The following is a 26038-nucleotide window of genomic DNA, read 5'->3' on the forward strand; positions in this document are numbered from 1 at the left end:
TTTAATTTTGTATAAAGTGCCTTAAGGAGAAAGAGTGCATATTACAATTATAGGTAGTGGTTATGTTGGACTTGTAGCAGGGGCTTGCTTTGCTCAAATGGGAAATAATGTTGTATGCCTTGATGTGGATTCTAAGAAAATTTTGCAACTTCAAAAAGGGGATATTCCGATTTATGAGCCCTGTTTGGAATCTTTAGTGCGCGAAAATACTGCACTTGGCACACTTTGTTTTACTACTGACAAAAAAGAAGCAATTTCTAATGCTGAAGTAATTTTTATCGCAGTTGGCACACCTATGGGCAATGATGGAAGTGCAGATTTATCTTATGTGCGCAATGTAGCAATGGATATTGGGACGTATATAGAGCGTGAATATGTGGTTATAGTGGATAAAAGCACAGTTCCTGTTGGCACTGCACGGGAAGTGCGAAAACTAATAGAATCCACGCTCCTAAAGCGTCATATCACTTCAGTAGCTTTTGATGTGGTAAGTAATCCAGAATTTCTTAAAGAGGGAATGGCGATTAAAGACTTTATGAGCCCTGATAGAGTAGTGATTGGAACAGATTCTACAAGAGCATTAGATACAATGAAGACACTCTACGCACCTTTTTTGCTTAAAAGCGATAGATTTATTTCTATGGGGATAGAATCTGCGGAAATGACAAAATATGCCGCAAATGCTATGCTTGCTACGAAAATTAGCTTTATTAATGAAATGAGTCAAATTTGTGAGCGCGTGGGAGCAAATATTAATGATGTGCGATTAGGTATTGGTTCAGATGCGCGTATTGGATATAGTTTTATTTATCCGGGTTGTGGCTATGGTGGGAGTTGTTTTCCTAAAGATGTGCGTGCATTAGAAAAAACCGCAAAAGATTTTGGCTATGATGCGTGTATTTTAGGTGCAGTTCAACGTGTAAATAATGAGCAAAAAATGCTTTTGGTAGAAAAAATCGTGCGCTATTTTGGCGAAGATTTATCAGGGCTTAGTTTTGCATTGTGGGGACTTAGCTTTAAGCCAGAAACTGATGATATGCGAGAAGCAAGCTCCTTGGTGCTTATAGAGCAGTTAAGTAAAAGGGGAGCAAAAATTAAAGCTTATGACCCAAAGGCTTATGGACAGGCACAATTCTATCTTAAAGATTATATGCAATCTCTTACCTTAGAGGAGAGTAAATATGAGGCATTAAAGGATTGTGCGGCACTTGTGATTGTAACAGAATGGCGTGAGTTTAGAAGCCCAGACTTTAATGAAATTGCAAAACTTCTTGTGAATCCTATTATTTTTGATGGACGAAATATTTATCAACATCTTGATATGGAATCTAAAGGATTTGAGTATTACCAAATTGGTGTAAAGCATAATAACTAAAAGCTTTCTCTTTCTATAATAAATTGATTTTTTTATGCTGATGCCGATATGTTTGCTAGAAATATAAGGAACATAAAATGTTAAAATATATTATTATTTGCATAAGTTTAATAGGTTTAATTTATAGCACAGAGTTAGAAGTGCGTATTACGAATACTGAAACTGCTGGTGAGGTAAAACAAAGACGTGTAACTTACATTAAAGGCACAGAGATTAAGCACGGGCGAGAATCTTGGTATGATCAAACAGGGCATTTATTGCATCAAATGCACTTTATTAATGGACGCAAAGAAGGTCGTGAGATGAAATATTCCCGTGATGGTGAAGTTATTTATGATGCAAATTATAAAAACAATAAGCTTGAAGGTTTGGCACAAGAATTTTATCCTCAAAATATACTTAAATCCGAAATTACTTATTCAGAGGGTAAAATTATTGGCAAAGCCAAATGGTATCATAGCAATGGCACACTTGCTAAGGAAGCTGATTATAATGATGGTTTGCTTGATGGTAAGGTTATAGAATATTATGATAATGGAAAAGTTGCAAGACAATATACCTATAAACAAGGCAAGATTGAGGGTATTAGTCGTGGATTTTTTAAAAATGGCAAGATACAAGAAATCGTCAATTATCGTGATGGGCTAAAAAATGGTGATATGAAGCAATATGATGTAAATGGTATTGTGCGTGAAGAGGCAAGTTTTAATAATGACCAAAAGACTGGACGTGAGCGAACCTATGATGGAAATGGTGTTGTAATGATAGAGCGTTTTTATGATACAGGAGTGCCAAAAAAAGTAGAAGTAAGTTGGTTCTATCCGAGCGGAAAGCCTAAAATGCAAATGCTTTATGAAGAGAATCAAGCCATTTGGCAAAAAGAATATAATGAGCTTGGTGAGGTTGTATCCAAACTTGATTGTAAAGCGCAAAATTGTATATCGGGTTTGAGTGAAAACATAGGAAAATAGAACAGCAAAGTAGATTAAAGAAAAGGCGCAAGTGTTTGTTTAAAAGGTGAAAAATCCGTAATAATATGACCACCTTCAATCATTACAATACGCGCATAATGTTGCCAATAGGCTTTTGAAACTTGCACATCAATGAGTTCATCATCAAGTGAAAGGCACACAATACATTGAATCTGTTTTGCTAAAGGCATACGCAAGGAATGTGCATATGAAACCCACGAATCATAACTAAATGTAAAACTTTGATGCGTTGTAGTATTGATTTGAGGTTGATTGATATATTTTTTAAGTTGCACTAAGGGTTCAAGAACAGGATTGAAAAGAATAAGCGTATGAGGTGTAGGAATACTTAGAGTGGGTGCAAATAGTGTGAGTTGCCATAAGTAAAATGCCCCCAGAGAGTTGCCAATAAAACCAAAGGGCATATTGGATTCTATACAATTTTGTAATTGACTTTTGCAGCTATACAGATTTGTATAAAAATCTGCGCCATTGTCATAAACAAGTTGTTGTGGCTCAATATCTAAACCACAACAAAGCCGCTTATACGCTTGAGAATCACGACTAGAGTGAAATCCGTGAGAATAAAAATATTGCATAGCTATCATTCTCCAATACGTAGTTCTTTTGGCAGAGGCGAAGTAAATTCATAGCCCAAAAGCGCGATTTTATGGGCGTGAAGCATAAGACGTTTTGCTTCATCATTTTTACCATAGATTCTATCGCCTAGTATAGGGTGATTGATACTTTGACAATGCACGCGTATTTGATGTGTGCGCCCTGTTTTGATAAGGGCTTTGAGCAAGGTTTTTTTACCCATTATACTTAGAGGGGTGAGGAGAGTGAGTGCATTTAACCCTTTTTTATCAATGCGTGATTTTGCAAAACCTCTTTTTGTTGTAGAGATCGCTTTATTTATTTCTATGGAATCTGCTAGGATTCCGTGCACAAGGCAAACATATTCTTTATAAACTTCTTGATTTTTAAAAGCCTCTTTTGCTTTTATGTGAAAAGCACTTCCTTCCTTAATGAGCAAAATGACACCACTTGTTTCCCTATCAAGCCTATGAAGCAAATGCCAGCCTTCAAACATATTACTTAAATCATAAGATTCTATAAATGGTGGTTTTTCAAGCGCAAGGATATGTTCATCGGTAAAAAGCACTTTAGGTTTTTTGGGTTTAAGAATCTCAAAGGCAGTATGGATTGGGATTTCAAGTCGTGCGATATTTACTTTTTTGCCTGCAGCGAAGACAAGTCCTTTATCAATAAGAGATTTAGCTTGATTATGAGAAATATTATGTGTGCGGGCGAGGACTTTGTAAGCCTTATCTTTATACATCAGTATATCTTTTGTATAAGGGTAGTGAGTTTGTCTTGGGAATTTGTTTTAATGGCGCTCTTGGGTAGAGATTCCCATCTAAGAAGCGTATCTTTTAAGCTTTGGGGAGGTATCAGCACATAATGTTCTATTTCCTCAAAAAGTGCGTATTGATTAAAAATATGTTCTCCACTTATAAGCTTTGTATGAAAATAAGCGGGCTCAAGCGGATTATGCCCTCCTATTTTGGCAAAACCACCACCAAGTATGACAACATCACTTATTGCATAGAGATTATTAAGTTCTCCAAGTGTATCAATAATAATTACATCTGCATTATGAGCATTCAAATGTGTTTGTGAGAAAAGTGTAGTGTTTGTAAAAGTGCGTAGGCTTAATTCATACACTTCCTTAAAACGTTCTGGGTGGCGCGGTGCAATGAGTAAAAGTGCAGAGTTATCAGATGATTTTTGAGCATTTTTAAGAGCTTTAAAGGCTTCAAGGATAAGCTTTTCTTCGCCTCTATGTGTGCTTGCGCCAATAAATACAGCAGAGGAAGGTTTGGTATAATGTGCGCTAAGTGAGGGAGTATTGAGTGTTTTAAGATTACCAAAAACTTCAACATTATGTGCACCTAAATTCTCTAAACGCTCTTTATCAATTTGACTTTGAGCAAGCACTTCATCAATAAGATTAAAAATGCCTTGATAAAACCACGCAAAACGTTGATAATTTTTGTGTGAGCGATTAGAAATGCGGGCATTAATCAGTAGAGTGCGTGCTCTATGAGACTTCGCAAGATAAAAAAGCATTTGCCATATTTCAGCTTCTGTAACCACGAGAGTTTTAAGTTGGCGACAAGATTTACTCCATAAGGGCAAAAATATTTCAAAAGGTAAATAACGCACGACAATATGGGCTGTATCTTGTGAATCTGCAGAATGCGTTTGATATAGGCGTTTTGCTTCTTTAAAACCTGTATGTGTAATAGTTGTAATAAGAATGGTGCAAGGCATAGTTTTTGATGCGTTGATAAGGGGTTCAAGAGATTTTATTTCGCCAAAAGAACACGCGTGAAACCAATATTGTGGCTCACAATCAAGTGATGAGTAAAAAAAACGTGCTGGAATAGATTCACGATGTTTTGCACGAAATATATTTGCAATTAAAATAGGTAGTGCTATAAGATAGAGTATTATACAAAGACAATAATATGTAAAAGGAAAACGAGGAGTTTTATTTTTATCTAAATCTTTTGTAGAATCTGCTCTATCCATAACAATTCCTCAAAAAGCTCTTAGATTCTATGCTTTAGTTTTTTTCTTGCTTTGAGGTTTTTCTTCAGCTGTATTTGTTGGTGTTTGAGTGCTTTTTGAAGAGGGATTTGCATAGAGAATCCGCCCGCAATGAGGGCAGTTAATAATGTCATTGCCTTTAAGAATCTCACTATAAATAGTGTCATTAAGCTTGATAAAGCAACCACCGCAAGCCTGTTTGAAAACACAAACCACGCTTGTATTTCCTGCCCAACGTCTAATTTTGGCATAAAAACTTGTGATTTTACTATCCATTTGTTCCACAAGTGCTTCTTTTTTATTAAATAATTCTTGTTGCACTTTTTTAATTTCTTGGACTTGACTTTGTGTTTTTTCTTCAAGTGTTTTAATGAGAGATTTAAGCTCTTCAAGCTTTGGCTCATAAGCTTTTTTCTCTTCTTCTTTACTTTTTTTCAGTGTTTCAAGGCGATCAATTTCGCTATTTGAATGAGTCATATTTTCTTTAGCAATATCAGATTCTACATCAAGAGCACGCATTTCTTTTTCTGTTTTAATTTCTTTTTGCTTTTTGCCAATTTGCTCTAGCTTTGAAGAGGCATCTTGAATGTTTCGGTTGTGATGAGAAATTTCAAGCTCAATGCTATACGATTCGCGGTCAAGCTTTTCTATATTCTTTAAAATTTGCTCTTGTTGTTTGATTTGTTCATTAAGTTCGGAACGTGCTTGGGAAATTTTGGGTTCTAAGTCATCAATTTGTTTATCAAAATTCGCCACTTCTATAAGTTCTTTTAAATGCTTATTCATCGGGATTTCCTTTTTGGTTAGGTGATTAGAATCTATTGATGCTTAGCTTGGCAAAAATAGAATGGATTTTTACAATCCATAATTATAGCGTTATATCCCACATTTTGCAAAATAGAATCAAAAATTTCCACAAAATATTTTTCACTCTCGTAGTGTCCTATGTCTATAAGGCTTATGCCCATACTTTTAGCCATCATTGCATCGTGATGTTTAATATCACCTGTAAGCAAACATATATGTGGATTTGGGTGGATTTGAGAAAGGAGTGAGCAACCACTTCCGCATACAACATAAGCTTCTGTAATGGTATCATTTGTATGAGATGCTTGAGATTCTTGATTAAGAAATGTTATATCATCGCCTTGCACGAAACTCACACTAGGCGCATTCAGCTTTTTGCATACATCTTGAGCCAATTTTTGAAGTGATATAGGCGGAATCTTCCCACTCATTAAAAGCCCATCTTCACTTGGCACAAAATGATGCCATTGTAAAATTTGATGTGTGAGGTAGGTATTTAGATGTGATTTATCAAAATTTGTGTGAAGACTAATGAGTGAGCAATTTTTACGAATAAGAATGGCAGCGATATTATGAGGGTATGTATCTGTTATCATTTGAGTAGTAGGATTGAAAAACAAAGGGTGGTGTGTAATAAGAAGTGTATTTGGTTTAAGCGAGAGTGCAATAGCGAGATTTACCTCAAGACAAAGCACAATATCTGTATATTCATTATGAAAACTACCGAGATTTAAACCACTTTTATCCCAAGATTCTTGTGTGTTAAAAGGCGAGATAGTATTACATAGCTCATAAATCTCTCCCACTTTTGGGTTTTTTTGATGTGTATTTTGTTTATCTTGCTGCATAAAAATCCTTATTTATGAAAATATAAACATAATTATAAAACAAAAGGTGTATCTTGATATACAGAAAAATTGAGCCAATTTGAAAAAAGCACGCTTGCACTTGATTTCCAAGAAAGCACAGGTTCTCCTTTATCATTAAAATAATTCAGAGGTTGTGTAATCTCTAAATCCTTTTGTTTATCGCGTTCATATTCAAGTAAAAGCGTATTTTTGGCATATTCTGGGTGTCCAAGTATAAAAAAGTCTTTGTCATCTTTAAGTGCGCAAATACCACATATATCACTTTCAAGTAAGATTTTGAGTTGCGATTTTCTTACCTTTTGCTCATCAATGCCTGAATGCCTAGAATGAGGGATTCTTATATTTTCATCTAAGCCGCTAAGGAGTAAATCATTTTCTATAATATGATGTGCAAAGATGCCAAAGACTTTATGTGGTAGTGAAATTTTTGGAATCTTGTGAAAGTGATATAAACTTGCCATTGCTCCCCAGCACAAATAAAGTGTGCTTGTGCAATGCTTTTTGAGATAATCCATAATTGTGGAGATTTCATTCCAATAAGCTACTTGCTCAAATGCTAGATGTTCAATAGGTGCTCCTGTAACAATTGCTCCATCAAAATTGCGTCCTTTGATTTCGCTAAAATTTACATAAAAGCGCTCCAAATGGCTTTTGGGTGTATTTGTGCCAATATAGCTTGATGTAGAAAGAAGAGTAATATTTATCTGCAAAGGAGAGTTAGCCAAAAGAGAGAGAATCTGATTTTCTGTCTCTATTTTTGTTGGCATAAGATTAACAATAAGCACTTCTAATGCTCTAATATCTTGATGTTTTGCCCTTTGAGAACCCATAACAAAAGCATTTTGATTGAGGAATTTATAAGCGGGAATATCTTCTGGGATAATGAGTGGCATAGTTTTCCTTATTTTTCTAAAGCTTTTTTTAAATCTTGTATTAGATCATCTGCAGATTCTAAACCAATGCTAAGGCGTATAGTGCAAGGTGTGATACCTGCGCTTGAGAGTTCATCTGCATTAAGTTGCGAATGTGTTGTGGAAGCAGGGTGAATGATAAGTGATTTTGAATCCCCAATATTAACTACTACTGCAAAAATTTCTGTAGCATTACAAATTTTTTGTGCCTCTTCAAAACTTTGCGCCTCAAAACTGATAAGCCCACTTGCTTGAGAATCTTTGTAATATTTTTGAAGTAGTCTATTGTAAGGGTTACTTGTTAATCCAGCATAAGCCACACTTTGCACCTTAGGATGTGATTGTAAAAATTCCGCGACTTTAAGGGCATTTTGACTATGTTTTTTAATACGCAACTCTAAAGTTTCTAAGCCTTGTAGAATAATCCACGATGCTTGTGGAGAGAGAGTAGCACCAATGTTTCTAAGCCATTCTGTAATAAGCCGGATACTAAAGCAAGGCAAAGGAAGATTTGCATATATTAATCCGTGATAGCTTGCATCAGGTGTGTTAAATACCTCATAGCGCGGATTATCCTTAATTAATTCATTTAATCCATATCGCTCAATAATTGCTCCACCAAGCGCACTTCCTTGCCCATTAATATACTTACTTAGACTATATATGCTAATATCCACGCCATAATCAAAAGGTTTATGTAAAAATGCGGTGGGAATGGTATTATCACAAATGCTAATAATTTTATGTTTTTTAGCAATAGCGGTAATTTTCTCCGTATCGGCAATAGATATTTGTGGGTTTGAAATACTTTCAAAAAAAATCGCTTTTGTTTTATCATCTATGACAGATTCCAAAGAAGATTCAATATTGTCAATATCAAAAACTTTTGTTTGTATGCCAAATCGTTTTAAAGTATGCACGAATAGTGTTTGTGTGCCACCATAGATTTTATTGGAAAATACGATATTATCGCCACTTTGCGCACAATTAACAATCGCATAAAAAATTGCAGCACTCCCACTAGCAGTAGGCACACCAAATATTCCTCCCTCAACTGCAGCTAAGCGCGCACCTAAAACATCGGTGGTAGGATTGCTCAAGCGCGTATAAATATTACCAATCTCTTGAAGTCCGAATCGTGCAGCAGCTTGTTCTAAGCTCTCAAAACTATAAGCAGTATTTTGATAAATTGGCACGCTGATTGTGCGCTGTGTGTCATAAGTATAACCTGCGTGAAGTGCAAGCGTATCTTGTGAAAGATTGTGGTGAGAGAGATTTGCCATATTATACCTCGTTGTATTTTGTTATTTTTTGAATTTAATAATATCACAAAAAAATAAGATTACAATATGTAATATATATAAATATGCTAAAAAGGATAAATTGTTACTTTTTTACAAATACATATTGTAATCTTATTTTTTTGTATAGAAAATATTAACTCACTATGAGCATAAAAAGCTGATTTGGTAATTTTTGCTACAATAAGTATTTATAGAATCTATAAAATATTTAAAGATAAGAAGGGAATTAAGGTGAGAGCAATTACATTTTTTTGGCTTGTATTTGGAGTAAGCGCATATATGATGTATTACGTGTATGCAGCCTATTTAATGGATATTTTAATTGCTCTTTTGCTTTGTATCGCTACTTATGGATTGCATAACATTCTCTCAAAATATATCAAATACCCTGTGATATGTGCATTTGTGAGTGTGAGTATATTAGTATTACTCTTTATTGTGCCTTTGTTCTCTTTGATGAAAACTCTTATAACCTCTGTATCTGAACTTAATCCTACTGCTTTTGGCGCATTTATTGAGGGTAGTAAAGCACAAATTCTCGCGCTCTTTAGCTCGTTTCCGGAGATAGAATCAAGATTGCGTGATGTATTTAATAATATATCTGCTCCATCAATTTTAAGCTCTGTGTTTAATTTTAGCTCTCAACTTGGCAAATCAAGCTTGGGATTTATCATTGATACGGGCTTTATTGTTGTATTTTTATTTTTTTATTTTCTTTATGGCAAACAAGCCTATGAGTATATTATTGAGCTTATTCCTTTTGAAAATATACAAATTGCAAATGTGCTTGATGAGGTAACAAATGTTATTAAAGTGGTTTTTTATACTTCGCTCCTAAACATCGTGCTTCAAGGTTTTGCTTTTGGTATATTGATTATGTTTTTTGGTTATGATGGAGTATTTTTTGGTATGCTTTATGGACTTGCATCAATTGTGCCTATAGTAGGTGGAGGGCTTGTGTGGTTACCATTGGCAGGATATGAATTTTATCTTGGTAATACACATAATGCACTCATTATTGCACTTTATGCTCTTATTGTTTGTGCGGTGTTAATTGATAATATTATTAAGCCTATTTTGATTGGAATTATCAACAAAAAAGTGCTTAAAACTTCTGTGAAAATCAATGAACTTCTTATTTTCTTTGCCATTCTTGCAGGGCTCACAAGTTTTGGATTTTGGGGAATTATACTTGGACCAGCAGTTACAGCACTTTTTATTTCATTACTTAGAATCTATCGCAAACAAACAGCTAAAGAATCCCTCACACCCCATCATCAAGACAAAATCGGCTTATAGATTCACTTTTTATGAAAAGCGGAGTTGCTCATATTCAGTAGGGATAAAGTAATCTTGTGTTTTAAGCATTTGTGGATAAAATCCCGCATTATAGCCTAGTTCAAAGAGTTTATCTACAGCCTTTATTTCGCTTTCATTCATAGAGATAGAATCTTTATTAGCATAGAGATTAAGATAAATATCAAGCTCTTTGGCATTTACACGGATAATACCTCTCTCAAGAAGCATTTCACTTAAAATTTTTTTATTATTGACAGCAACATCAACAGCTTTTGTAAGTATTTTTTCACATTCTATAGCGGTGGTAAGCGGAAGAGAGCGGCGCAAAGCCATACCTCCAAGTGGTAGGGGTAAGTTATCAGCGCTTAGTTCTTGCCAAATATCCCATAACTCCGCTTCTACTTCTAAACTTTTATCAAAATTTAAAATTGATTCGTGAATGAGCACCCCTGCATCAACCTCATCATTAAGCACGCTTTGTTCAATATCAAGGAAGTTTTTATAAATAATGCGTGCGTGTGGATAAGCAATACGAAAAATCATTGCATTTGTTGTATGTTCTCCACTTAAAGCCACTTTGAAATGTTTTTTGCATATTTTTCCTTTTTTTTTGATAAGTTTTGGTCCATACCCATTCCCAAAGCTTACACCTGTGCGTAAAAGTGCATAATTTTGTGCGATAAGCGGATAAAGAGCAAATGAAATTGCACTAATATCGTATTTTCCCTGCAATGTATCAAGATTAAGCGTTTGAATGTCCTTAGCCGTGTTGCTAAAGCGTAAGTTTGTAGAATCTACCCACCCAAAAACAATAGCATAATACATAAATAAATCGTCTGCATCAGGACTATGTGCGACATTTATCATAGTTTCTCCTGTGTTTTTTTAAACAAAATTATAAGGAGAATTTAGTCAAACTTAGATAAAATAGCATCATTTATTTGTAGTTTATACATTAAGGATAGATATGGTAGATGAAAAAAGGCAAAAAGCGATTGAACTTGCTTTAAAGCAAATTGATAAAGCATTTGGTAAAGGTGCTTTGGTGCGTTTGGGTGATAAGCAAGTTGAAAAAATTGATAGTATTTCTACGGGTTCACTTGGACTTGATATGGCACTTGGAATCGGTGGTGTGCCTAAGGGAAGGATTATTGAGATTTATGGTCCAGAATCCAGCGGTAAAACAACACTTAGCTTACAAATCGTAGCAGAATGTCAAAGAAACGGGGGAATTTGTGCCTTTATTGATGCCGAACACGCTCTTGATGTGTATTATGCCAAGCGTTTGGGTGTGGATACAGAGAATCTTCTTGTATCTCAACCTGACACAGGTGAGCAGGCTCTTGAAATTTTAGAAACCCTTACACGTAGTGGTGCAGTGGATTTAATAGTGATTGATTCGGTAGCAGCGCTCACTCCTAAGGCAGAAATTGAAGGAGATATGGGAGATCAGCACGTAGGGCTTCAAGCACGACTTATGAGTCACGCATTGCGCAAAATTACAGGCGTGCTTCACAAGATGAATGCAACATTAATTTTTATTAACCAAATTCGTATGAAAATTGGCACTATGGGTTATGGTAGTCCAGAGACAACTACGGGCGGTAATGCACTCAAGTTTTATGCAAGTGTGCGTATTGATGTGCGCCGTGTTGCTACACTTAAGCAAAATGACCAGCAAATTGGTAATCGCACAAAAGCAAAAGTTGTAAAAAATAAGGTTGCCCCACCTTTCCGCGAAGCAGAATTTGATATTATGTTTGGTGAGGGGATTAGTAAGGAAGGTGAAATTATTGACTATGGTATCAAGCTTGATATTATTGATAAAAGCGGTGCGTGGTTAAGCTATAATGATAAAAAGCTTGGACAAGGGCGTGAGAATGCTAAAATTGTTTTAAAAGAAAACAAATCTCTTGCTGATGAGATTACAGCTAAAATTAAAGAGCAAATTGGCTCAAAGGACGAGATTTTACCTTTGCCTGATGAACCAGAAACTGATGAGTAGATTCTATAAGGAGGGGTTGTGGTGGATAAGCTCAAACAAGATACTTTGGCGGTACTCAATAAACGTTTAAATGAGTATATGGAGGCAGAGCAAAAATATAAGGAAAGCTATGAAATAAAAAAGGATTTAGAATCTCTTAAGCTTATGCGTGTTACTTTATCTTTTATGGCTGAAATAATCAGAGAGGCGATTGTTGAGACAATTTCTCCACCAGAGGATAGGTTAGATAAAGTATAATTTCATTTATTTTAAGGAGTAAAAGTATGGTTTATATTGAAGCAATTGATGCACAAGAAGTAATGGATAGTCGTGGAAACCCAACTGTTAGGGCAGCAGTAAGGTTAAGTGATGGCACAAGAGCGGCAGCTATCGTTCCAAGTGGTGCAAGCACTGGTAAAAGAGAAGCCCTTGAATTACGTGATGGCGATAAAGAACGTTATCTTGGTAAAGGCGTGTTGAAAGCCTGTGCAAATATTAAAACTGAAATTGCTGCACAACTTGATGGGGTATCACCTTATGACCAAAGTAAAATTGATTTGATTTTAAAAAAAATTGATGGAACAGAGAATTATTCAGAGCTTGGGGCAAATGCAACTTTAGGTGTGAGTATGGCTATTGCTCGTGCAAGTGCGCAATCTTTGAGGTTACCTCTTTATCGTTATTTAGGTGGGAGCAATGCGCTTACACTTCCTACCCCGATGCTCAATATCATTAATGGTGGTTCTCACGCAGATAATACTGTGGATTTTCAAGAGTATATGATTATGCCTTTGGGTTTTGATACTTTTGCTGAAAGTTTGCGTGCATCAGCTGAAATTTATCATCATCTCAAAGCGATTCTTAAAGGAAGTGGACATATTACAAGCATTGGTGATGAAGGTGGATTCGCCCCTAATTTAAAAAACAATGAAGAGCCCATAGAAATTATTTTAAAGGCTATTGAACAAGCGGGTTATAAGCCGCTTGATGAGATTGCTATTGCACTAGATGTGGCAAGTAGTGAGCTTGTAGATGAGAATGGTATGTATCATTTGGCAGGAGAGGGCAAAGTGCTTGATAGTGCAGGTATGATTGCATATTATGAGAATCTTGTAGCAAAATATCCTATTGTTTCTATTGAAGATGGCTTAAGTGAAGATGATTGGGAGGGTTGGAAACTTCTTACTCAAAAACTTGGCAATAAAATTCAGCTTGTGGGCGATGATTTATTTGTTACAAATAAAAAAATTCTTCAAGAAGGTATTGAAAAAAATATAGCTAATGCAATTTTGATTAAACCTAATCAAATCGGTAGCGTGAGTGAAACAATGCAATCTGTGCGCCTTGCCCAACGTAATAATTATAAGTGCATAATGAGTCATCGTAGTGGGGAGAGTGAAGATACATTTATTGCAGATTTTGCTGTGGCACTTAATACAGGTGAGATTAAAACTGGCTCAACTGCAAGAAGTGAGCGGATTGCAAAATATAATCGTTTGCTTGAAATTGAGCGAGAGATTAGTGATGCGGAATATATTGGAAAAACACTTTTTAAGCGTTAAATAAGCAGTAAAAAGATGAGAACACAAACCCAAGAGTTATTAGAAAAGCCTTCAAAATTATGGCGTTTTTTTTATATCAATCGTGTGTGGTTGATTGTTTTTGGGTTATTGTTAGCAACAGGACTCTATTTAGGATATTTGCTTTTTGGAAGTAATTCTGTAGAAGTGCTTTTGCGATTACAGTCGCAAAAAAAGCATCTTTTACAAGAAGCACAAGTAATTGAAGCTCAAAACGCGCATTTACAAAAGCAAATTTTTGAATTAAAGGAGTTAAAACCTTGAAAAAGAAAATGTTAATATGCGTATTATTATTTGTGGGTATGTGTTGTGCAAATATATTAGAAGCAAGAGAGAATCCTTTTGAATCTGTTATTACACCAAAACTTGAAGAACATCAAGCGCCAAGCATACATCAAGATCCACTTTCAAGTGTAGAATTTGTGTTGCCAAGCACTGCAAGAGTGTTAAAAAGTGTGCAGGTAACTTATCAGAATCTTGATGGTTCTATTGAAAGCAAAACTATTCAGCTTGATGAGAGTATAGATTGGCATTATCCTCTACTTATTGCACAAAAAGCACAAGGGGCTACATATAATGCAGAAAATCGTTTTAAGCTTGGTGAATTTGAGCTTATTATTAACAGAAGCAGTCTTTTTATTGCTACGCGTAAAAAATTATTGCGTGATTTTATTTTGCCTAAACCTTATCGACTTATGCTTGATATTGAAGGCACAAAAAGCAATGAAAGCCAGAAAATTAAGCTTGGTAAAAAATATTTTAGTGATGCAGAAATCTCCACACACGAAGGATTCTATAGAATATCTATCGGGTTTGATGGACGTTACAAACCTGTTATTACTCCTCAACGTGATGGTTTTGCGATTACTTTGGAGTAAGTGTGGAGAATATAGTTTTAATTGGCTTTATGGGAAGTGGTAAAACAACCATAGGGCGAGAAATTGCGTTACTTGGAGGACGTTTTTTGCTTGACACTGACCAAATTATAGAGCAAAATATGGGAAAAAGTATAAACGAAATTTTTGAATCAGTGGGCGAGAGTGGATTTAGACGTATAGAATCCCAACTTATTTTATGGCTTTCCGCTAATGTTAAAAATGCTGTGATTGCTACAGGCGGAGGTATGCCTATTTATAATGATGTAGCATATTTAGGCTATGTGTTTTGGCTTGATATGAGTTTTGAAAGCATTTTAAAGCGATTGACTATTACAGAACAAGAAAAGCGTCCACTTTTTAGTGATATTTCAAAAGCAAGGCAGCTTTATAATGAGCGTAAGAGTATTTATAAAAAACAATCCAAATATATTATCAATGGAGATGCTTCTGCTTTGGAAATTGCACGTAAAATTATAGAATGTATGGATAAAGAGGTGCAAGAATAGTTCTTTTAAGTTAATTTGATTATAATATTCTACTTCATTATTAAGGTCAATTATGGAATTTATCAATCTCAAAGCGCAGTATGAACATCATAAAAGCGAAATTGATAGCGCAATACAAGATGTGTTGCACTCTTCACAATTTATTATGGGAAAGGCTGTTGAGGAATTAGAATCACATCTTGCTTCATATATAGGTGCTAAAAATGCTATTGCGTGCAGTAGCGGGACAGATGCTTTGATTTTAGCTTTAATGGCACTTGATATAAAAAATGGTGATGAGGTAATTACATCTCCATTTAGTTTTATTGCAAGTGTAGAGGCAATTATGCTACTTGGAGCGAAGCCGATATTTGTAGATATTGATGAGAAAACTTATAATCTTGATAGCACAAAGCTCGAAAGTGCCATCACAAAGCATACAAAAGCAATTATTCCTGTGGCTATTTTTGGACAAATGGCTGATATGGGAGCTATAAATGCTATTGCATCAAAGCACAATATTCCTGTCATTGAAGATGCAGCTCAAAGCTTTGGGGCTAGTCAAAGGTGTGATAATAAGATTCTTAAATCTTGCAATGCAAGTATTCTCGCTACTACTAGCTTTTTTCCAAGTAAGCCGCTAGGTTGTTATGGTGATGGAGGAGCAGTTTTTACAAGCGATAATGAATTAGCGCAAAAAATACGTTATTTGCTTAACCACGGGCAAACTAAACGTTATGAACATAGCTTTATTGGATTGAATGCACGACTTGATGCACTTCAAGCAGCAGTTCTTAATGTGAAGATTAAATATTTAGATTTTGAAATTGCCAAGCGCCAAGAAATTGCACACATTTATGATGAAAATCTCCAAAATGTTATTACTCCTTTTATTCAAGAGGGCAATGTGAGCGCTTATGCGCAATATTCAATTCGCATTCAAAACCGAGATCAAATGATAGAAAAGCTCACTCAAGCTCATATCCCTTATGCAGTGCATTATCCCATTCCATTGCACTTACAAGAGGTTGTAAGCAAGGTTTATGCACATAAAAAGGGCGATTTTCCTATAAGTGAGGCGGTATGCAATGAGATACTTTCTTTGCCTTTTAGCCCATTTCTTACAAGTCAAGAGCAAGATGAAGTGATAAAGGCTGTAAATGGATAAACCTATTAAAATAGCACTTTTTGGCATTGGTAAAATGGGGCAAAATCACCTTAGAATCTTAAGTATGCTTAAAGATGCAGAAATTGCATTTTTGTATGATACAAACCAAGAGCTTTGTCAGGTGATGAGTGAGCGTTTTGGTGTTAAGATACTTAAAGATATTGATGAGGATTTAAAAAGCTGCGATGGGGCAATTATCGTAACACCTACTTTTACACACTTTGATTATATCAATAAAGTGAGTGATTATGTCAAAAATATTTTTGTAGAAAAACCTTTAACCAATACTTTAGAATCTACTCAAATTATTCTCACACTCGCAAAGGAGAAATCACTCAATATTCAAGTAGGTTTTATTGAAAGATATAATCCTGCTGTGCTAACACTTAAGAATATTCTTACTCCAAATACCCATAAAATTATTAATATTGATTTTATTCGCACGAACAAAATGAGTTCGCGTATTACAGATTGTGATGTTGTAATTGATTTGATGATTCACGATATTGACTTGGCATTAAATTTTAATGGTGATGTGCGTGATATTTATGCTCACGGAGTAGTGATTAATGATATGATAGAATATGCAAGAGCGTGTATTATTCATACTAATGGTTCATTTTCTAATATCGTAGCAAGTCGCATTACCGAAAAGCGTAGGCGACAAATTAGCATAACAACCAATAATGAATATATTGATTGCAATTTGCTAAGAAAAGAAGTTTTTGTAGATAAGCAGAGTGTGGAGCAGCGCCTTGATAATGTTTCTATTAGTGCTAATACAGAAACTATTGAAGTTAGAGGACAAGAATCACTATTGTCAGAACTCATTGATTTTGTGAGTTTGTGTAAAAATGTTCCTTCCTCTTTAAGTGCAAATCGCCCCAATCAAAATGATGGTATGAAAGCTATGCGCATTGCTCATCAGATTCAAGATATTATCCATAATGCCAACAGGTAGCTACACTCCAAATTTACGCACAACGATTCTAAAAAGTGGTGGCAAAAGAAGAAGAGTAAGCATTGATGAGGTTACAAGCCCACCTAGGACTACGATTGCAAGAGGCTTTTGCACCTCACTTCCTACACCTGTGGATAAAAGCATAGGAATAAGCCCAAGTCCAGCGATAAATGCTGTCATAAGCACTGGGCGCAGTCTTCTTTTTGCTCCAATAACAATTGTATCCTCAATGCTATAACCCTCTTTAAGGAGATGCAAGAAATATCCCACCATTACTACACCATTAAGCACAGCGATGCCAAAAAGTGCGATAAATCCTACAGATGCAGGGACAGAAATGTATTCACCTGATAGGAAAAGTGAGATAAAGCCACCCGTAACAGCGAAAGGAATATTGAGTAAAATAAGTAAAGAAAGAGAAATAGACTTAAATGTAAAAAAGAGGATAAAAAAGATAGCAAGAATACTCAAAGGAATAACTGTGGAAAGACGTTTATTCGCACGTTGTTGATTCTCAAATTGTCCTCCATAAGTGATAGAATATCCCTCTGGTAATTGCACTTGCGCATTAATCTTTTGTTTTGCTTCTTCAACAAAACCACCCAAATCACGTCCTATTACATTACTTCGCACAACACTATAACGCTTACCTTGTTCTCTTTGAATCTGCACAGGTCCATCAATTTCTTCAATATCGGCTATTGAGCTAATGGGCACGGAATTGCCATCAGGAGAACTCATTTGTAGGCTTTTAAGTTTAGTAATATCAGAGGCAATATCAGCATCTTGGCGAATGATGACGGGGATTCTTGCAAAACCTTGAGGAATATATGTTACCATAATGCCCTCTAAGCTAGAGCGCATAAATTTTGTAAATTCATCACTAGAGATGCCTGTATTTGCCATCACAGAATGCCAAGGTGTTACATAAAGATAATTTACTCCTTTATTGAAGGTAGTAAAAACCTCTGATGAACCGCGAATGTCTTTAAGAATATCTACAATTTGAGCGCTTAATTCATTGAGTTTTTCAATTTCTAAACCAAAGATTTTAATCGCTAAATCTCCACGCACACCTGTAAGCATTTCCGAGATTCTCATATCAATTGGTTGCACAAGAGCAATATTCATACCTTTAAATTCGCTAATGATATCACGAATTTTGTCTTCTACTTCTTCCATATTTTTGGCTTGCCATTGTTCCTTTGGCTTAAAGGATATAAATGCATCAGTTTGGTTAAAGCCTGCCGGGTCAAGCCCCACTTCATCAGCTCCTGTTCGCCCAACAATACTTTTAATCTCTGGCACACGCGCTAAGAGTTCTTTTTGCATTAAAAGTATTACATCACGACTTTGCTCCAAAGAAATAGAGGGGCTAGATTCTATATTAAGCACAAGGTCGCCCTCTTGGAGAGTGGGCATAAAAGCACTTCCGATGAAGGGAAAAAGTGAGAAGCTAAAAACAAGGAAGCACGCAGCACCTACAAGCAAGAGTTTTGTTTTTGTAAGGGCAAAATTGAGCATAGGCGCATACATCTTATGAAAAAATTGTGTGAGTTTTGTCTCGTGGTGTTGAGTAGCTTTTAAAACAAAAGAGCTTACCACAGGGATTACTGTCATAGAGAGTGTTAATGAGCCCAGAAGAGTAAATACAATCGTTTGAGCTAAGGGAACAAAAAATTTGCCCTCCAAACCTTCAAGCGTAAGAATTGGGACAAAGAAGATAATAATGATGAGAATCCCGCTGAATACAGACACCGAGATTTCTTTACAGGAGCGGTAAATAGTGTGGAGCTTTGGCGAGTTTTTGGTAAGACTTAGTTTTTCAAAGGCATTTTCAACCATAACAACCGCAGAATCTACTAAAATACCAACTGCAATGGCAAGTCCGCCAAGACTCATTAAGTTTGCAGAAATGCCATAATGGCGCATCATTACAAAGGCTATAGCTATGGAAAGGGGCAAAATTACACTCACAGCAACAGCTGCGCGCACATCACCCAAAAATAAAAAGAGCAAAATTACAATGAGCACCATAGCTTCAGCAAGGGTTTTGATAACATTATTGACTGCTTTTTGTGTGAGTTCGGATCGGTCATAAAATACTCGGAGTTCTGTGCCTTGAGGTAATTCGGCTTTGAGTTCTTCTAGTTTTACTTTAATTTCGGCGATTGCATCGCGCGAGTTTGCGCCTTTGAGAGAAAGCACTAAACCTAGAGTTGTTTCTCCTTTGCCATCAATAGTTGTAAGCCCAAGTCGAGTCATATGGCTTTCAATCACATCACAAAAATTTCTTAAACGCACATAGCCAAATTTTGTAATAATGGGAATACTTTTAATTTCTTCAATATTTGTTGAGGCTGTTTGTATTTTTACAAGGAAACTCTCACCATCTCGAGATACACGTCCTGCACCATCATTTTTGAGATTCGCTTCAAGTGTTTTTTGTAAATCACTCATACTAATGCCAAGCCTTGCCATATCATTAAAATCAGGCACAACGACAATCGCCTTAGCATATCCACCCAAGCGATTAACATCAGCTACACCTTTTATATTACGCAAAGCAGGGCGGATTGTAAAATCAAGGAGTTGCCGTTTTTGCACTTCTGATAAAGAATCATTTGCGCTTTCAATGGTGAACATAAACATATCGCTAAGAGGCGTTACAATCGGTGCAAGCCCACCGCTTACGCCTGAGGGCAAATCATCCATAGCCATAGAGAGTTTTTCATTAACCATATTACGAGCGAGATAAATATCAGTGCCATCATTAAAATCAAGTGTAATATCTGCAATACCATATTTTGAAAGACTACGCAAACTCTTTTGATTAGGTAGCCCTAGAAGTTCAAGCTCAAGCGGACGCACAACGCGATTTTCTACCTCTTCTGGTGCCATTCCTGGTGCTTTGAGAATGATTTTTACTTGCGTAGAAGATACATCTGGAAAAGCATCAATGGGGATTGTAAAAAATGAATATATGCCAAATATAAAAAGCATAATGGCACTAAGCACTACAATCATACGTTGTTTGAGGGAAAATTCTATAATTTTAGCTAGCATTATTCGCTCCCTAGTCCGTCCATCATACCCTTAAGACTAATAATATTACCTATGGCAATTTTCATTTGATTATTCAAGCCTTTAGGTTCAATTACAAAGCTATTATCTCGTTCTTCAACTTTTTGAATCTTGGTGGGTTTAAAGCCTTTTGCACTTTGGACAAAAATGAGGTAATCATTACCGTTTTTTATCACTGCTGATGAAGGGATAAGAATTGTTCCTTTAGGCAAAGAACCATCAATATATACTTCTACGATTTCCCCTACCTTAAATCGTGTGTCGTAGATATTGGCAGTAGCAAGAATAGTATTTGAAGTTTTATCAATGATAACTGAGAGATTCTCAATTTCGCCAATTTTTGTGCCACCATCATCAAAAACGGGCGCACCCTTTTGAATATTGTGTGAAATATGCAAAGGGATTCTAATGCGTCCGAGGAGGTTACCACTTCCTTTATCTGTATGCCGTGAGATTCTTACATAAGGCGTAAAAGCTTCAATTTTTTCCCCACTTTGCTTAGGGGCGACCGAGAGAATCCCAGAAGCTTTTGCAACAACTGGAAAGCCATATTTTCCTTGAGCACCATTTTTAATAAAATTTGGGTCAATACCTAATAAATCTAGCTTTGATTTGATTTCATTGAGTTTTAAACGCAATTCGTTCATAGCGAGGTAACTAAGCTGGTATTCACGTTTTGAGATAACACCAGCTTTATAGAGTGATTTATCTTTGCGTTCGTTTTCGGAGGCAATTTTAAGACGTTCTTGGGCATTGGTAAGTTCAAAAAACATCGCACTTAAGTCATTAGAGCTAATATCGCAGATTAAATCTCCCTCATTGACACTCTCACCTTCGCGCTTATAAATATTTACCACAATAGCATTAAAACTTGAGCTTTGTGTGCTTGAAGTTTTATCATCAAAGTCGATAAGCGCATTAAAGGGCACGCCTTTAGTGTTAAAAGCTTGATTGAGAGCAATAACTTTTATACCATTTTTTGCAAGTTCTTCTTGAGAGATAGATATTTCTTCATAACACAAAGAAAAGCTTATTATGAGGCATAATAAATATAAATATTTTTTCACGATTGTTCCTCCATAAGTGGTTTTTTCAAAGTATTGAGGTTGAGCACAGAGCTGAGAGTTTCCTCAAGCATAGAGAGTGTTTGGACATAATCGCGTTTTGCTTGAGTGGTAGCAATCATTGCGTTAAGATGTTCATTTTTTACGCTTAAATATTCAAATGCACTTGTCTTTCCTGCTTCATAACCAATTCGCGCAATTTCACTTAATTGTGCGCGATTATTTTCATTATCTTTTGCAAGAGCAATAACCTCTTTTTTGTATGCGAGCTGCTCAAGATAGGATTTGGCATTTACAAGTAAAGAATCTTTAAGAATCTCACTCTCACGAATAGAGCCACTTTGGAGTGCGAGATACATCGCTTTTTGATTATCATATTTGGTTGTCAAAGGGATAGGAATCTTAAGCTGAAAGGTTACTCCATCACTTGATTCTGCTTTTTTAATACCTCCGCCAATTTCAATATTATCAAATCGGCTTTGTGAAGCAATATTCGCGCTATATTGGTAATCTTTAATATCAAGTGATACGATTTCAAGATACAGATTTTTAGAGAGTGTTTTTTCAAGATTTGCCTTATCAAAATGCAAATATTTAAATACCAACCCATTTATGTCTATATCACTATTTTCAGTTGTAATGCCCAAAATTACTTTGAGTGCATTGAGGGCATTAAGCATTTCTGTATGAGAAGTTTTGAGTGCAACTTTGGTTGCTAAAAAATCGCTTTTAAAAAAAAGATATTGAGATTTGCTGATACGTCCTGCTTCATATTGCACTTGTGACATTCGAAGTTGGTTTTTGGCATTTTCATAGCGGTTTGTATAGATTTGGTGCTGTTCTTTAAGCACGAGATAATCCAAATAAAGCCTTTTTGCTGCAATAAGAGCAAGACGTTTTGTAAGCTCGTAGGATTTTTCTTGCCTTAAAATTTTGTTTTGATAGCTTTGAGCAAGCGTATAAGTAACCCACGGCAAACGAGGAGTGAGCATAAGCAAAATGGTATTTTCAAGTTCCGTTCCACCAGCAGGAGATTTTGCTCTATTAACCTGTGCATCAATATATCCAGCATTCCACGCACGCATCGCCTTGCCTTCATAAAAAAGACTTCGTGCCATTGCACGAGATTTTGCAAGATTAATTGAGTTTTTTTCCACACGCTCAATAAATTCATCAATATCCATCTCTTGCTTATTTTGGGGTATATGAATATGAAATTCTTCTTCTAGTTTATTGAAATCTACAAATTCAGAATCTCCCCACATTACGCTTATACAGAGCAGAAAAGTGCACAGATACTTCATTATTTACAATCCTTGTTTGATTTTGTGAGGGTTTATTATAGTGTATTTTTCATTTTTTTATGATTTATATTTTAATTTTTTAGGCTATTTTTAAAATCTCGCAAAAGTGTGTTAAAACGATTGACAAAGACTGGATTTTTTGCGCTTAAATAATCACTTATCATTAGAATCTGTTTTTGATTAAGTCCTGTAATAATTTTTACACACACATCGCTAAATTCTTGTTCATTAGAGCCATACATAGATTCATCAAGCATTTGAGTGTATTGAGTAAATATTTTATGGTCTCTTTCATCTTGTCGTTTATGCTCAAGAAGTTTTGCTTTCATATCTTCAAGTTCTTCCATAGGAACGTTTTTGAGATAATTTTTGGAATACATACCTGTAAGAATGAGGATATCTTCCACAAGCTTAAGCTTTTCAGGAGTATTATTAAGATACTCTTTATAAACATCATTAAAAGTATTTTTTGACATAAAATCTTTTACAATAAGAAGTTTAAAACGTGCCATATCTAGAATTTGCTGTCGCTTTTTTTCATCAGAAAGCTCCTGAATAGTGCTTCTAAGACGAGCAGTATCACCGCGAATGCTTTCATAATGATTCATTATTGTTTTATATTCTTCAATGGGCAATTCTTTAAGCTGTGTGGCGATTTTATCAAGGAGAATTTCTTGGAACTCGCGATAAGCAATACGCAAGATTCTTTGAAGTTTGTGGATAGAGATATTTTTAATATTTAAAGTCAAAGTATCAGCAATATCGGCATAACTAAAATCATTAAAACCATCTCTAATAATATCAACAAGAATAGCCATATTATCTAAATTTTCTTGCACTTTGAGTTTAAATTCACCAATATCAGCTTCATCAAGCGTGCTTATTACTGAGAAAGTATCTTCGTTCATATAGTGTAAAAAATTAAGCGTATTTTTGCGAGTATCCTTTTCATATAGATTTATAACGCTTTCTTTATCAAGACGCTCTATTTCTTCTTTGGTATGTCCGTGTCGCAGTAAAAATGCCTTAACGGATTTTAAATCTCTAGGTTCATTCATTGCATCGCCTTATACATTTTAAGCATATCAATATGCTCATCTTCATCGTGTATGCGCAAAATACTTGCTCCATTTTGTAAGGCAAAAAGATGTAGCGCAAGTGTGCCAGCTAATCGATTTTCTACTTTTTTCCCTGTGATTTGTCCGATAGTATTTTTACGGCTAGCTCCCACAAGTAATGGGAATCCAAAGTGCAAAAAATGTGCCAAATCTTTGATTAGAGCAAGATTTTGCGAGGTATCTTTAGCAAAGCCAAAGCCAATATCAAGGATAATATCTGTTATGCCTGCATCGTTTAATAAAGCAATTTTATGCTCAAAAAAACAATCTATATCATTAAAAAGATGAGTGTAGCTATCTGTGAGGCTTTGCATAGTTTCGGGTGTGCCTTTAGTGTGCATTAAGACTACTCGGGCATTGTATTTTGTAGCAACTTGTATCATTTGTGCGTTAGAGAATCCACTCACATCATTAATCATTTTAAATCCACGAGAAAGTGCATAATCAGCAGTTTGCGGGTTATAAGTATCAATACTAAAACATACTTTTTCGTAGAGTTTATGTGTAGCAATATATTCTACAATGGGTTTTAAACGAGCAATTTCTTCATCAGATTCTATTAACTCACTGCCCGGACGAGAACTTGCCGCACCAATATCAATAATATCTACTTCTTTTTCTAAAAGTGTATTTATTCTTTTTATAGCTTGTTCTCCTTCTGTTTGTGAATACTTATAAAAACTATCAGGCGTGGCATTAATAATTGCCATAAGGGAGGGTACAGCAGATTGTGTTTTAAGATGTGTTTGAAGAAGGCTTTTAAGTGTCTTTAAGCCAAAGGGTTGCATAGAGAGTTTTGCAATGATTTTTTCAAGTTGAGATCTAGTGGCAATGAGCAGAGCAATATGTTTGCCTTTATGGGCAATAGTATCTCTTGGCGTGGCACAATCCCCACCCACACTTAAAGCTTCTTGTTTAAGAATATTGACTGCTTCAAAGCTTAAACCAGTGATTTCAAAACCAAAAATATGTGCTTTTTTGCTCATAATCTTTTGTCCTATGGCATCTGCGCCTATTGCTTGGATTTTTTGAGGAATAGATTGAGGGTAGATTCTCTGCACTATCATTGTTTATTCTTTTGTTTTTGCAAGATTCTAAGCAAAAGTGGCAAAAAAATGTAATTTTCTCTTTCACTTGCATCATTTTGATTGAGTGCGATGGCTTTATCAAAAAGTGCAAGTTCTCGCTCATTGAGTTTGATTTTGGCTTCAAAAAGTGCAAAAAGAAGTGATTGAATGCGAAGTTTCACTTCCTCTTTGCTGTGATGAGCATTTTCATTGTGTTTGCAAAATTCATAAATAGATTGCAGGTTGAGTTTTTTTATATCAAGTTCAAAGGGTGCAATGTCGCTCTTATGCCTATGTATTTTAAGCTGCATACGAGAGCGAATTGTGGGAAGAAAAGCGTTTTTATTTTTTGCAATAAGGATAAAACGCACATTTTGTGGAGGCTCTTCTATGATTTTAAGCAAAGCATTTTGTGCAGCTTGATTATATTTATGAGCAGTGATGATAATAAGTGTTTCTTTTTCGTGTGCAAGGTAACTTTGAGCGATTACTTCTTTTGCATCATCAATTTTAAAATCTTCTCGTTCAAAGATTTCATAATATTGCTCATCACGATTGTGAGTAAAATCTTCTATAAGGTTCTGAGGAAAAGGTGTTATATGAATTTCTCCTATCATTTTCTAATCCTCCTTCTTTTTGCTATATATCAAGTGAGATTCTATTAAACATAGCCTCAAGAATAGCTCTATCAAAGAGTTTAAAAAGACTTAAGAGTTTATAATCAAGTTTTTCATCAGTGGAACTTAAAAATGTATTATTTTCATCAAATATCCAAAACCACCCTTCACCGCTATTTTTTGCAAAATCTGCTCGTGTGTTTTTTTTGCCAATATACCAAAATCTATAATTTGAATACATCATATCAAGCATATCTTTAATGAGTTTAAAACCTTGAATACTCCCTTCTTTGTTAGAATCTATCATATTGTGTAGATATTTAATTTGGACAATAGGAAAAAAAGGACGCCCTTTGTGCGATTGATTAATATGGGTAATGATATAGTCTCCAAACCATTCACATTTTTCATCGGTAAGGACAATAATACTTCCACCTTTGATAATGTGTTCAATCGTATATGTCATAGAAGGTAGAAAAATAAAACGTTTTTCTTCAATCCACCCACTCATAATACCTTTTTTTTCATCTTCGCGTATGATACGCAAAAACCAATCACTGATATTTTCCATAGTAA

General features: G+C 35.3%; 26 protein-coding genes. 11 read left to right on the plus strand and 15 right to left on the minus strand.

Features of this window, described 5'->3' with window-relative positions:
- Positions 1-34: 34 nt before the first annotated feature.
- Together LS66_RS03730 and LS66_RS03735 are read left to right on the plus strand one after the other, a co-directional pair.
- Positions 35-1375 carry a UDP-glucose/GDP-mannose dehydrogenase family protein gene (locus LS66_RS03730; protein WP_034365337.1) on the plus strand — a complete coding sequence of 447 codons (1341 nt, stop codon included), beginning with the start codon at positions 35-37 and terminating at the stop codon, positions 1373-1375.
- A gap of 77 nt (positions 1376-1452) precedes the next feature.
- A complete protein-coding gene (locus LS66_RS03735) occupies positions 1453-2346 on the plus strand; it encodes a toxin-antitoxin system YwqK family antitoxin (protein WP_034365340.1) in 894 nt (297 codons plus the stop codon).
- A 14-nt stretch (positions 2347-2360) separates the two neighbouring features.
- On the opposite strand, the gene LS66_RS03740 is transcribed toward LS66_RS03735, so the two are convergent.
- From LS66_RS03740 to LS66_RS03770, 7 genes are read right to left on the minus strand one after another with little or no spacing between them, the layout of a single operon-like run.
- On the minus strand, positions 2361-2945 hold the full coding sequence (locus tag LS66_RS03740) for a YqiA/YcfP family alpha/beta fold hydrolase (protein WP_011115484.1): 585 nt from the start codon (positions 2943-2945) through the stop codon (positions 2361-2363).
- Between the two features lie 5 nt (positions 2946-2950).
- Complete coding sequence (locus tag LS66_RS03745; protein WP_011115483.1) at positions 2951-3688, minus strand: RNA pseudouridine synthase; 738 nt, start codon at positions 3686-3688, stop codon at positions 2951-2953.
- Positions 3688-4944, minus strand: a complete 1257-nt coding sequence (gene waaA / locus LS66_RS03750) for a lipid IV(A) 3-deoxy-D-manno-octulosonic acid transferase (protein ID WP_011115482.1) — start codon at positions 4942-4944, stop codon at positions 3688-3690. The genes LS66_RS03745 and waaA overlap by 1 nt, the downstream gene beginning before the upstream one ends.
- A gap of 27 nt (positions 4945-4971) precedes the next feature.
- Entirely contained in the window at positions 4972-5748 is a 777-nt protein-coding gene (locus LS66_RS03755; protein WP_034365343.1) for a zinc ribbon domain-containing protein, read from the minus strand.
- A gap of 32 nt (positions 5749-5780) precedes the next feature.
- Positions 5781-6617 carry a Nif3-like dinuclear metal center hexameric protein gene (locus LS66_RS03760; RefSeq protein ID WP_052057288.1) on the minus strand — a complete coding sequence of 279 codons (837 nt, stop codon included), beginning with the start codon at positions 6615-6617 and terminating at the stop codon, positions 5781-5783.
- Between the two features lie 32 nt (positions 6618-6649).
- Positions 6650-7531 (minus strand): homoserine O-succinyltransferase, encoded by an 882-nt coding sequence (metA, locus tag LS66_RS03765; RefSeq protein ID WP_034365346.1) that lies wholly within the window; start codon positions 7529-7531, stop codon positions 6650-6652.
- 8 nt (positions 7532-7539) lie between these two features.
- Complete coding sequence (locus LS66_RS03770; RefSeq protein WP_011115478.1) at positions 7540-8832, minus strand: O-acetylhomoserine aminocarboxypropyltransferase/cysteine synthase family protein; 1293 nt, start codon at positions 8830-8832, stop codon at positions 7540-7542.
- 252 nt (positions 8833-9084) lie between these two features.
- Between LS66_RS03770 and LS66_RS03775 the strand changes: the two genes are divergently transcribed.
- Complete coding sequence (locus LS66_RS03775; RefSeq protein WP_034365358.1) at positions 9085-10152, plus strand: AI-2E family transporter; 1068 nt, start codon at positions 9085-9087, stop codon at positions 10150-10152.
- 9 nt (positions 10153-10161) lie between these two features.
- On the opposite strand, the gene LS66_RS03780 is transcribed toward LS66_RS03775, so the two are convergent.
- Entirely contained in the window at positions 10162-11019 is an 858-nt protein-coding gene (locus tag LS66_RS03780; protein WP_034365361.1) for a menaquinone biosynthesis family protein, read from the minus strand.
- Between the two features lie 100 nt (positions 11020-11119).
- Here LS66_RS03780 and recA point away from each other — a divergent pair, with 100 nt between their 5' ends.
- Genes recA through LS66_RS03820 form a run of 8 tightly spaced genes read left to right on the plus strand, consistent with a single transcriptional unit; the run spans position 11120 to position 17208 of the window.
- Positions 11120-12157, plus strand: coding sequence for a recombinase RecA (gene recA / locus LS66_RS03785; protein ID WP_011115475.1), 1038 nt, complete (start codon positions 11120-11122; stop codon positions 12155-12157).
- Positions 12158-12175: 18 nt separating this feature from the next.
- A complete protein-coding gene (locus LS66_RS03790) occupies positions 12176-12394 on the plus strand; it encodes a hypothetical protein (protein WP_011115474.1) in 219 nt (72 codons plus the stop codon).
- 26 nt (positions 12395-12420) lie between these two features.
- Positions 12421-13698, plus strand: a complete 1278-nt coding sequence (gene eno, locus LS66_RS03795) for a phosphopyruvate hydratase (protein ID WP_011115473.1) — start codon at positions 12421-12423, stop codon at positions 13696-13698.
- Between the two features lie 15 nt (positions 13699-13713).
- Positions 13714-13980: a hypothetical protein gene (locus LS66_RS03800; protein ID WP_034365365.1), complete on the plus strand. Its 267-nt coding sequence runs from the start codon at positions 13714-13716 to the stop codon at positions 13978-13980.
- Positions 13977-14594, plus strand: coding sequence for an AMIN domain-containing protein (locus tag LS66_RS03805; RefSeq protein ID WP_011115471.1), 618 nt, complete (start codon positions 13977-13979; stop codon positions 14592-14594). Before LS66_RS03800 ends, LS66_RS03805 begins: the two co-directional genes overlap by 4 nt.
- A 2-nt stretch (positions 14595-14596) precedes the next feature.
- Positions 14597-15100 (plus strand): shikimate kinase, encoded by a 504-nt coding sequence (locus LS66_RS03810; protein ID WP_011115470.1) that lies wholly within the window; start codon positions 14597-14599, stop codon positions 15098-15100.
- A gap of 52 nt (positions 15101-15152) precedes the next feature.
- Positions 15153-16247, plus strand: coding sequence for a DegT/DnrJ/EryC1/StrS aminotransferase family protein (locus tag LS66_RS03815; RefSeq protein WP_034366223.1), 1095 nt, complete (start codon positions 15153-15155; stop codon positions 16245-16247).
- Positions 16240-17208, plus strand: a complete 969-nt coding sequence (locus tag LS66_RS03820; protein WP_034366226.1) for a Gfo/Idh/MocA family protein — start codon at positions 16240-16242, stop codon at positions 17206-17208. The genes LS66_RS03815 and LS66_RS03820 overlap by 8 nt, the downstream gene beginning before the upstream one ends.
- Here the strand turns inward: LS66_RS03820 and LS66_RS03825 are convergent, their stop codons facing one another.
- From LS66_RS03825 to LS66_RS03855, 7 genes are all read right to left on the minus strand, one after another.
- Positions 17209-20274, minus strand: coding sequence for an efflux RND transporter permease subunit (locus LS66_RS03825; protein ID WP_034366229.1), 3066 nt, complete (start codon positions 20272-20274; stop codon positions 17209-17211).
- Positions 20274-21359 (minus strand): efflux RND transporter periplasmic adaptor subunit, encoded by a 1086-nt coding sequence (locus tag LS66_RS03830; RefSeq protein WP_034366232.1) that lies wholly within the window; start codon positions 21357-21359, stop codon positions 20274-20276. Before LS66_RS03830 ends, LS66_RS03825 begins: the two co-directional genes overlap by 1 nt.
- On the minus strand, positions 21356-22660 hold the full coding sequence (locus LS66_RS03835) for a TolC family protein (protein ID WP_034366234.1): 1305 nt from the start codon (positions 22658-22660) through the stop codon (positions 21356-21358). Before LS66_RS03835 ends, LS66_RS03830 begins: the two co-directional genes overlap by 4 nt.
- 71 nt (positions 22661-22731) lie before the next feature.
- Positions 22732-23718 (minus strand): hypothetical protein, encoded by a 987-nt coding sequence (locus LS66_RS03840; protein ID WP_011115464.1) that lies wholly within the window; start codon positions 23716-23718, stop codon positions 22732-22734.
- Positions 23715-24845 carry a dihydropteroate synthase gene (folP, locus tag LS66_RS03845; RefSeq protein ID WP_034366238.1) on the minus strand — a complete coding sequence of 377 codons (1131 nt, stop codon included), beginning with the start codon at positions 24843-24845 and terminating at the stop codon, positions 23715-23717. Before folP ends, LS66_RS03840 begins: the two co-directional genes overlap by 4 nt.
- Complete coding sequence (locus LS66_RS03850; protein WP_011115462.1) at positions 24842-25462, minus strand: DNA polymerase III subunit delta'; 621 nt, start codon at positions 25460-25462, stop codon at positions 24842-24844. The genes folP and LS66_RS03850 overlap by 4 nt, the downstream gene beginning before the upstream one ends.
- A 22-nt stretch (positions 25463-25484) precedes the next feature.
- Complete coding sequence (locus tag LS66_RS03855; protein WP_034366242.1) at positions 25485-26033, minus strand: HobA family DNA replication regulator; 549 nt, start codon at positions 26031-26033, stop codon at positions 25485-25487.
- Positions 26034-26038: the final 5 nt, after the last annotated feature.

Source organism: Helicobacter sp. MIT 03-1614, assembly GCF_000762925.2.
GTDB lineage: Bacteria > Campylobacterota > Campylobacteria > Campylobacterales > Helicobacteraceae > Helicobacter_C > Helicobacter_C hepaticus.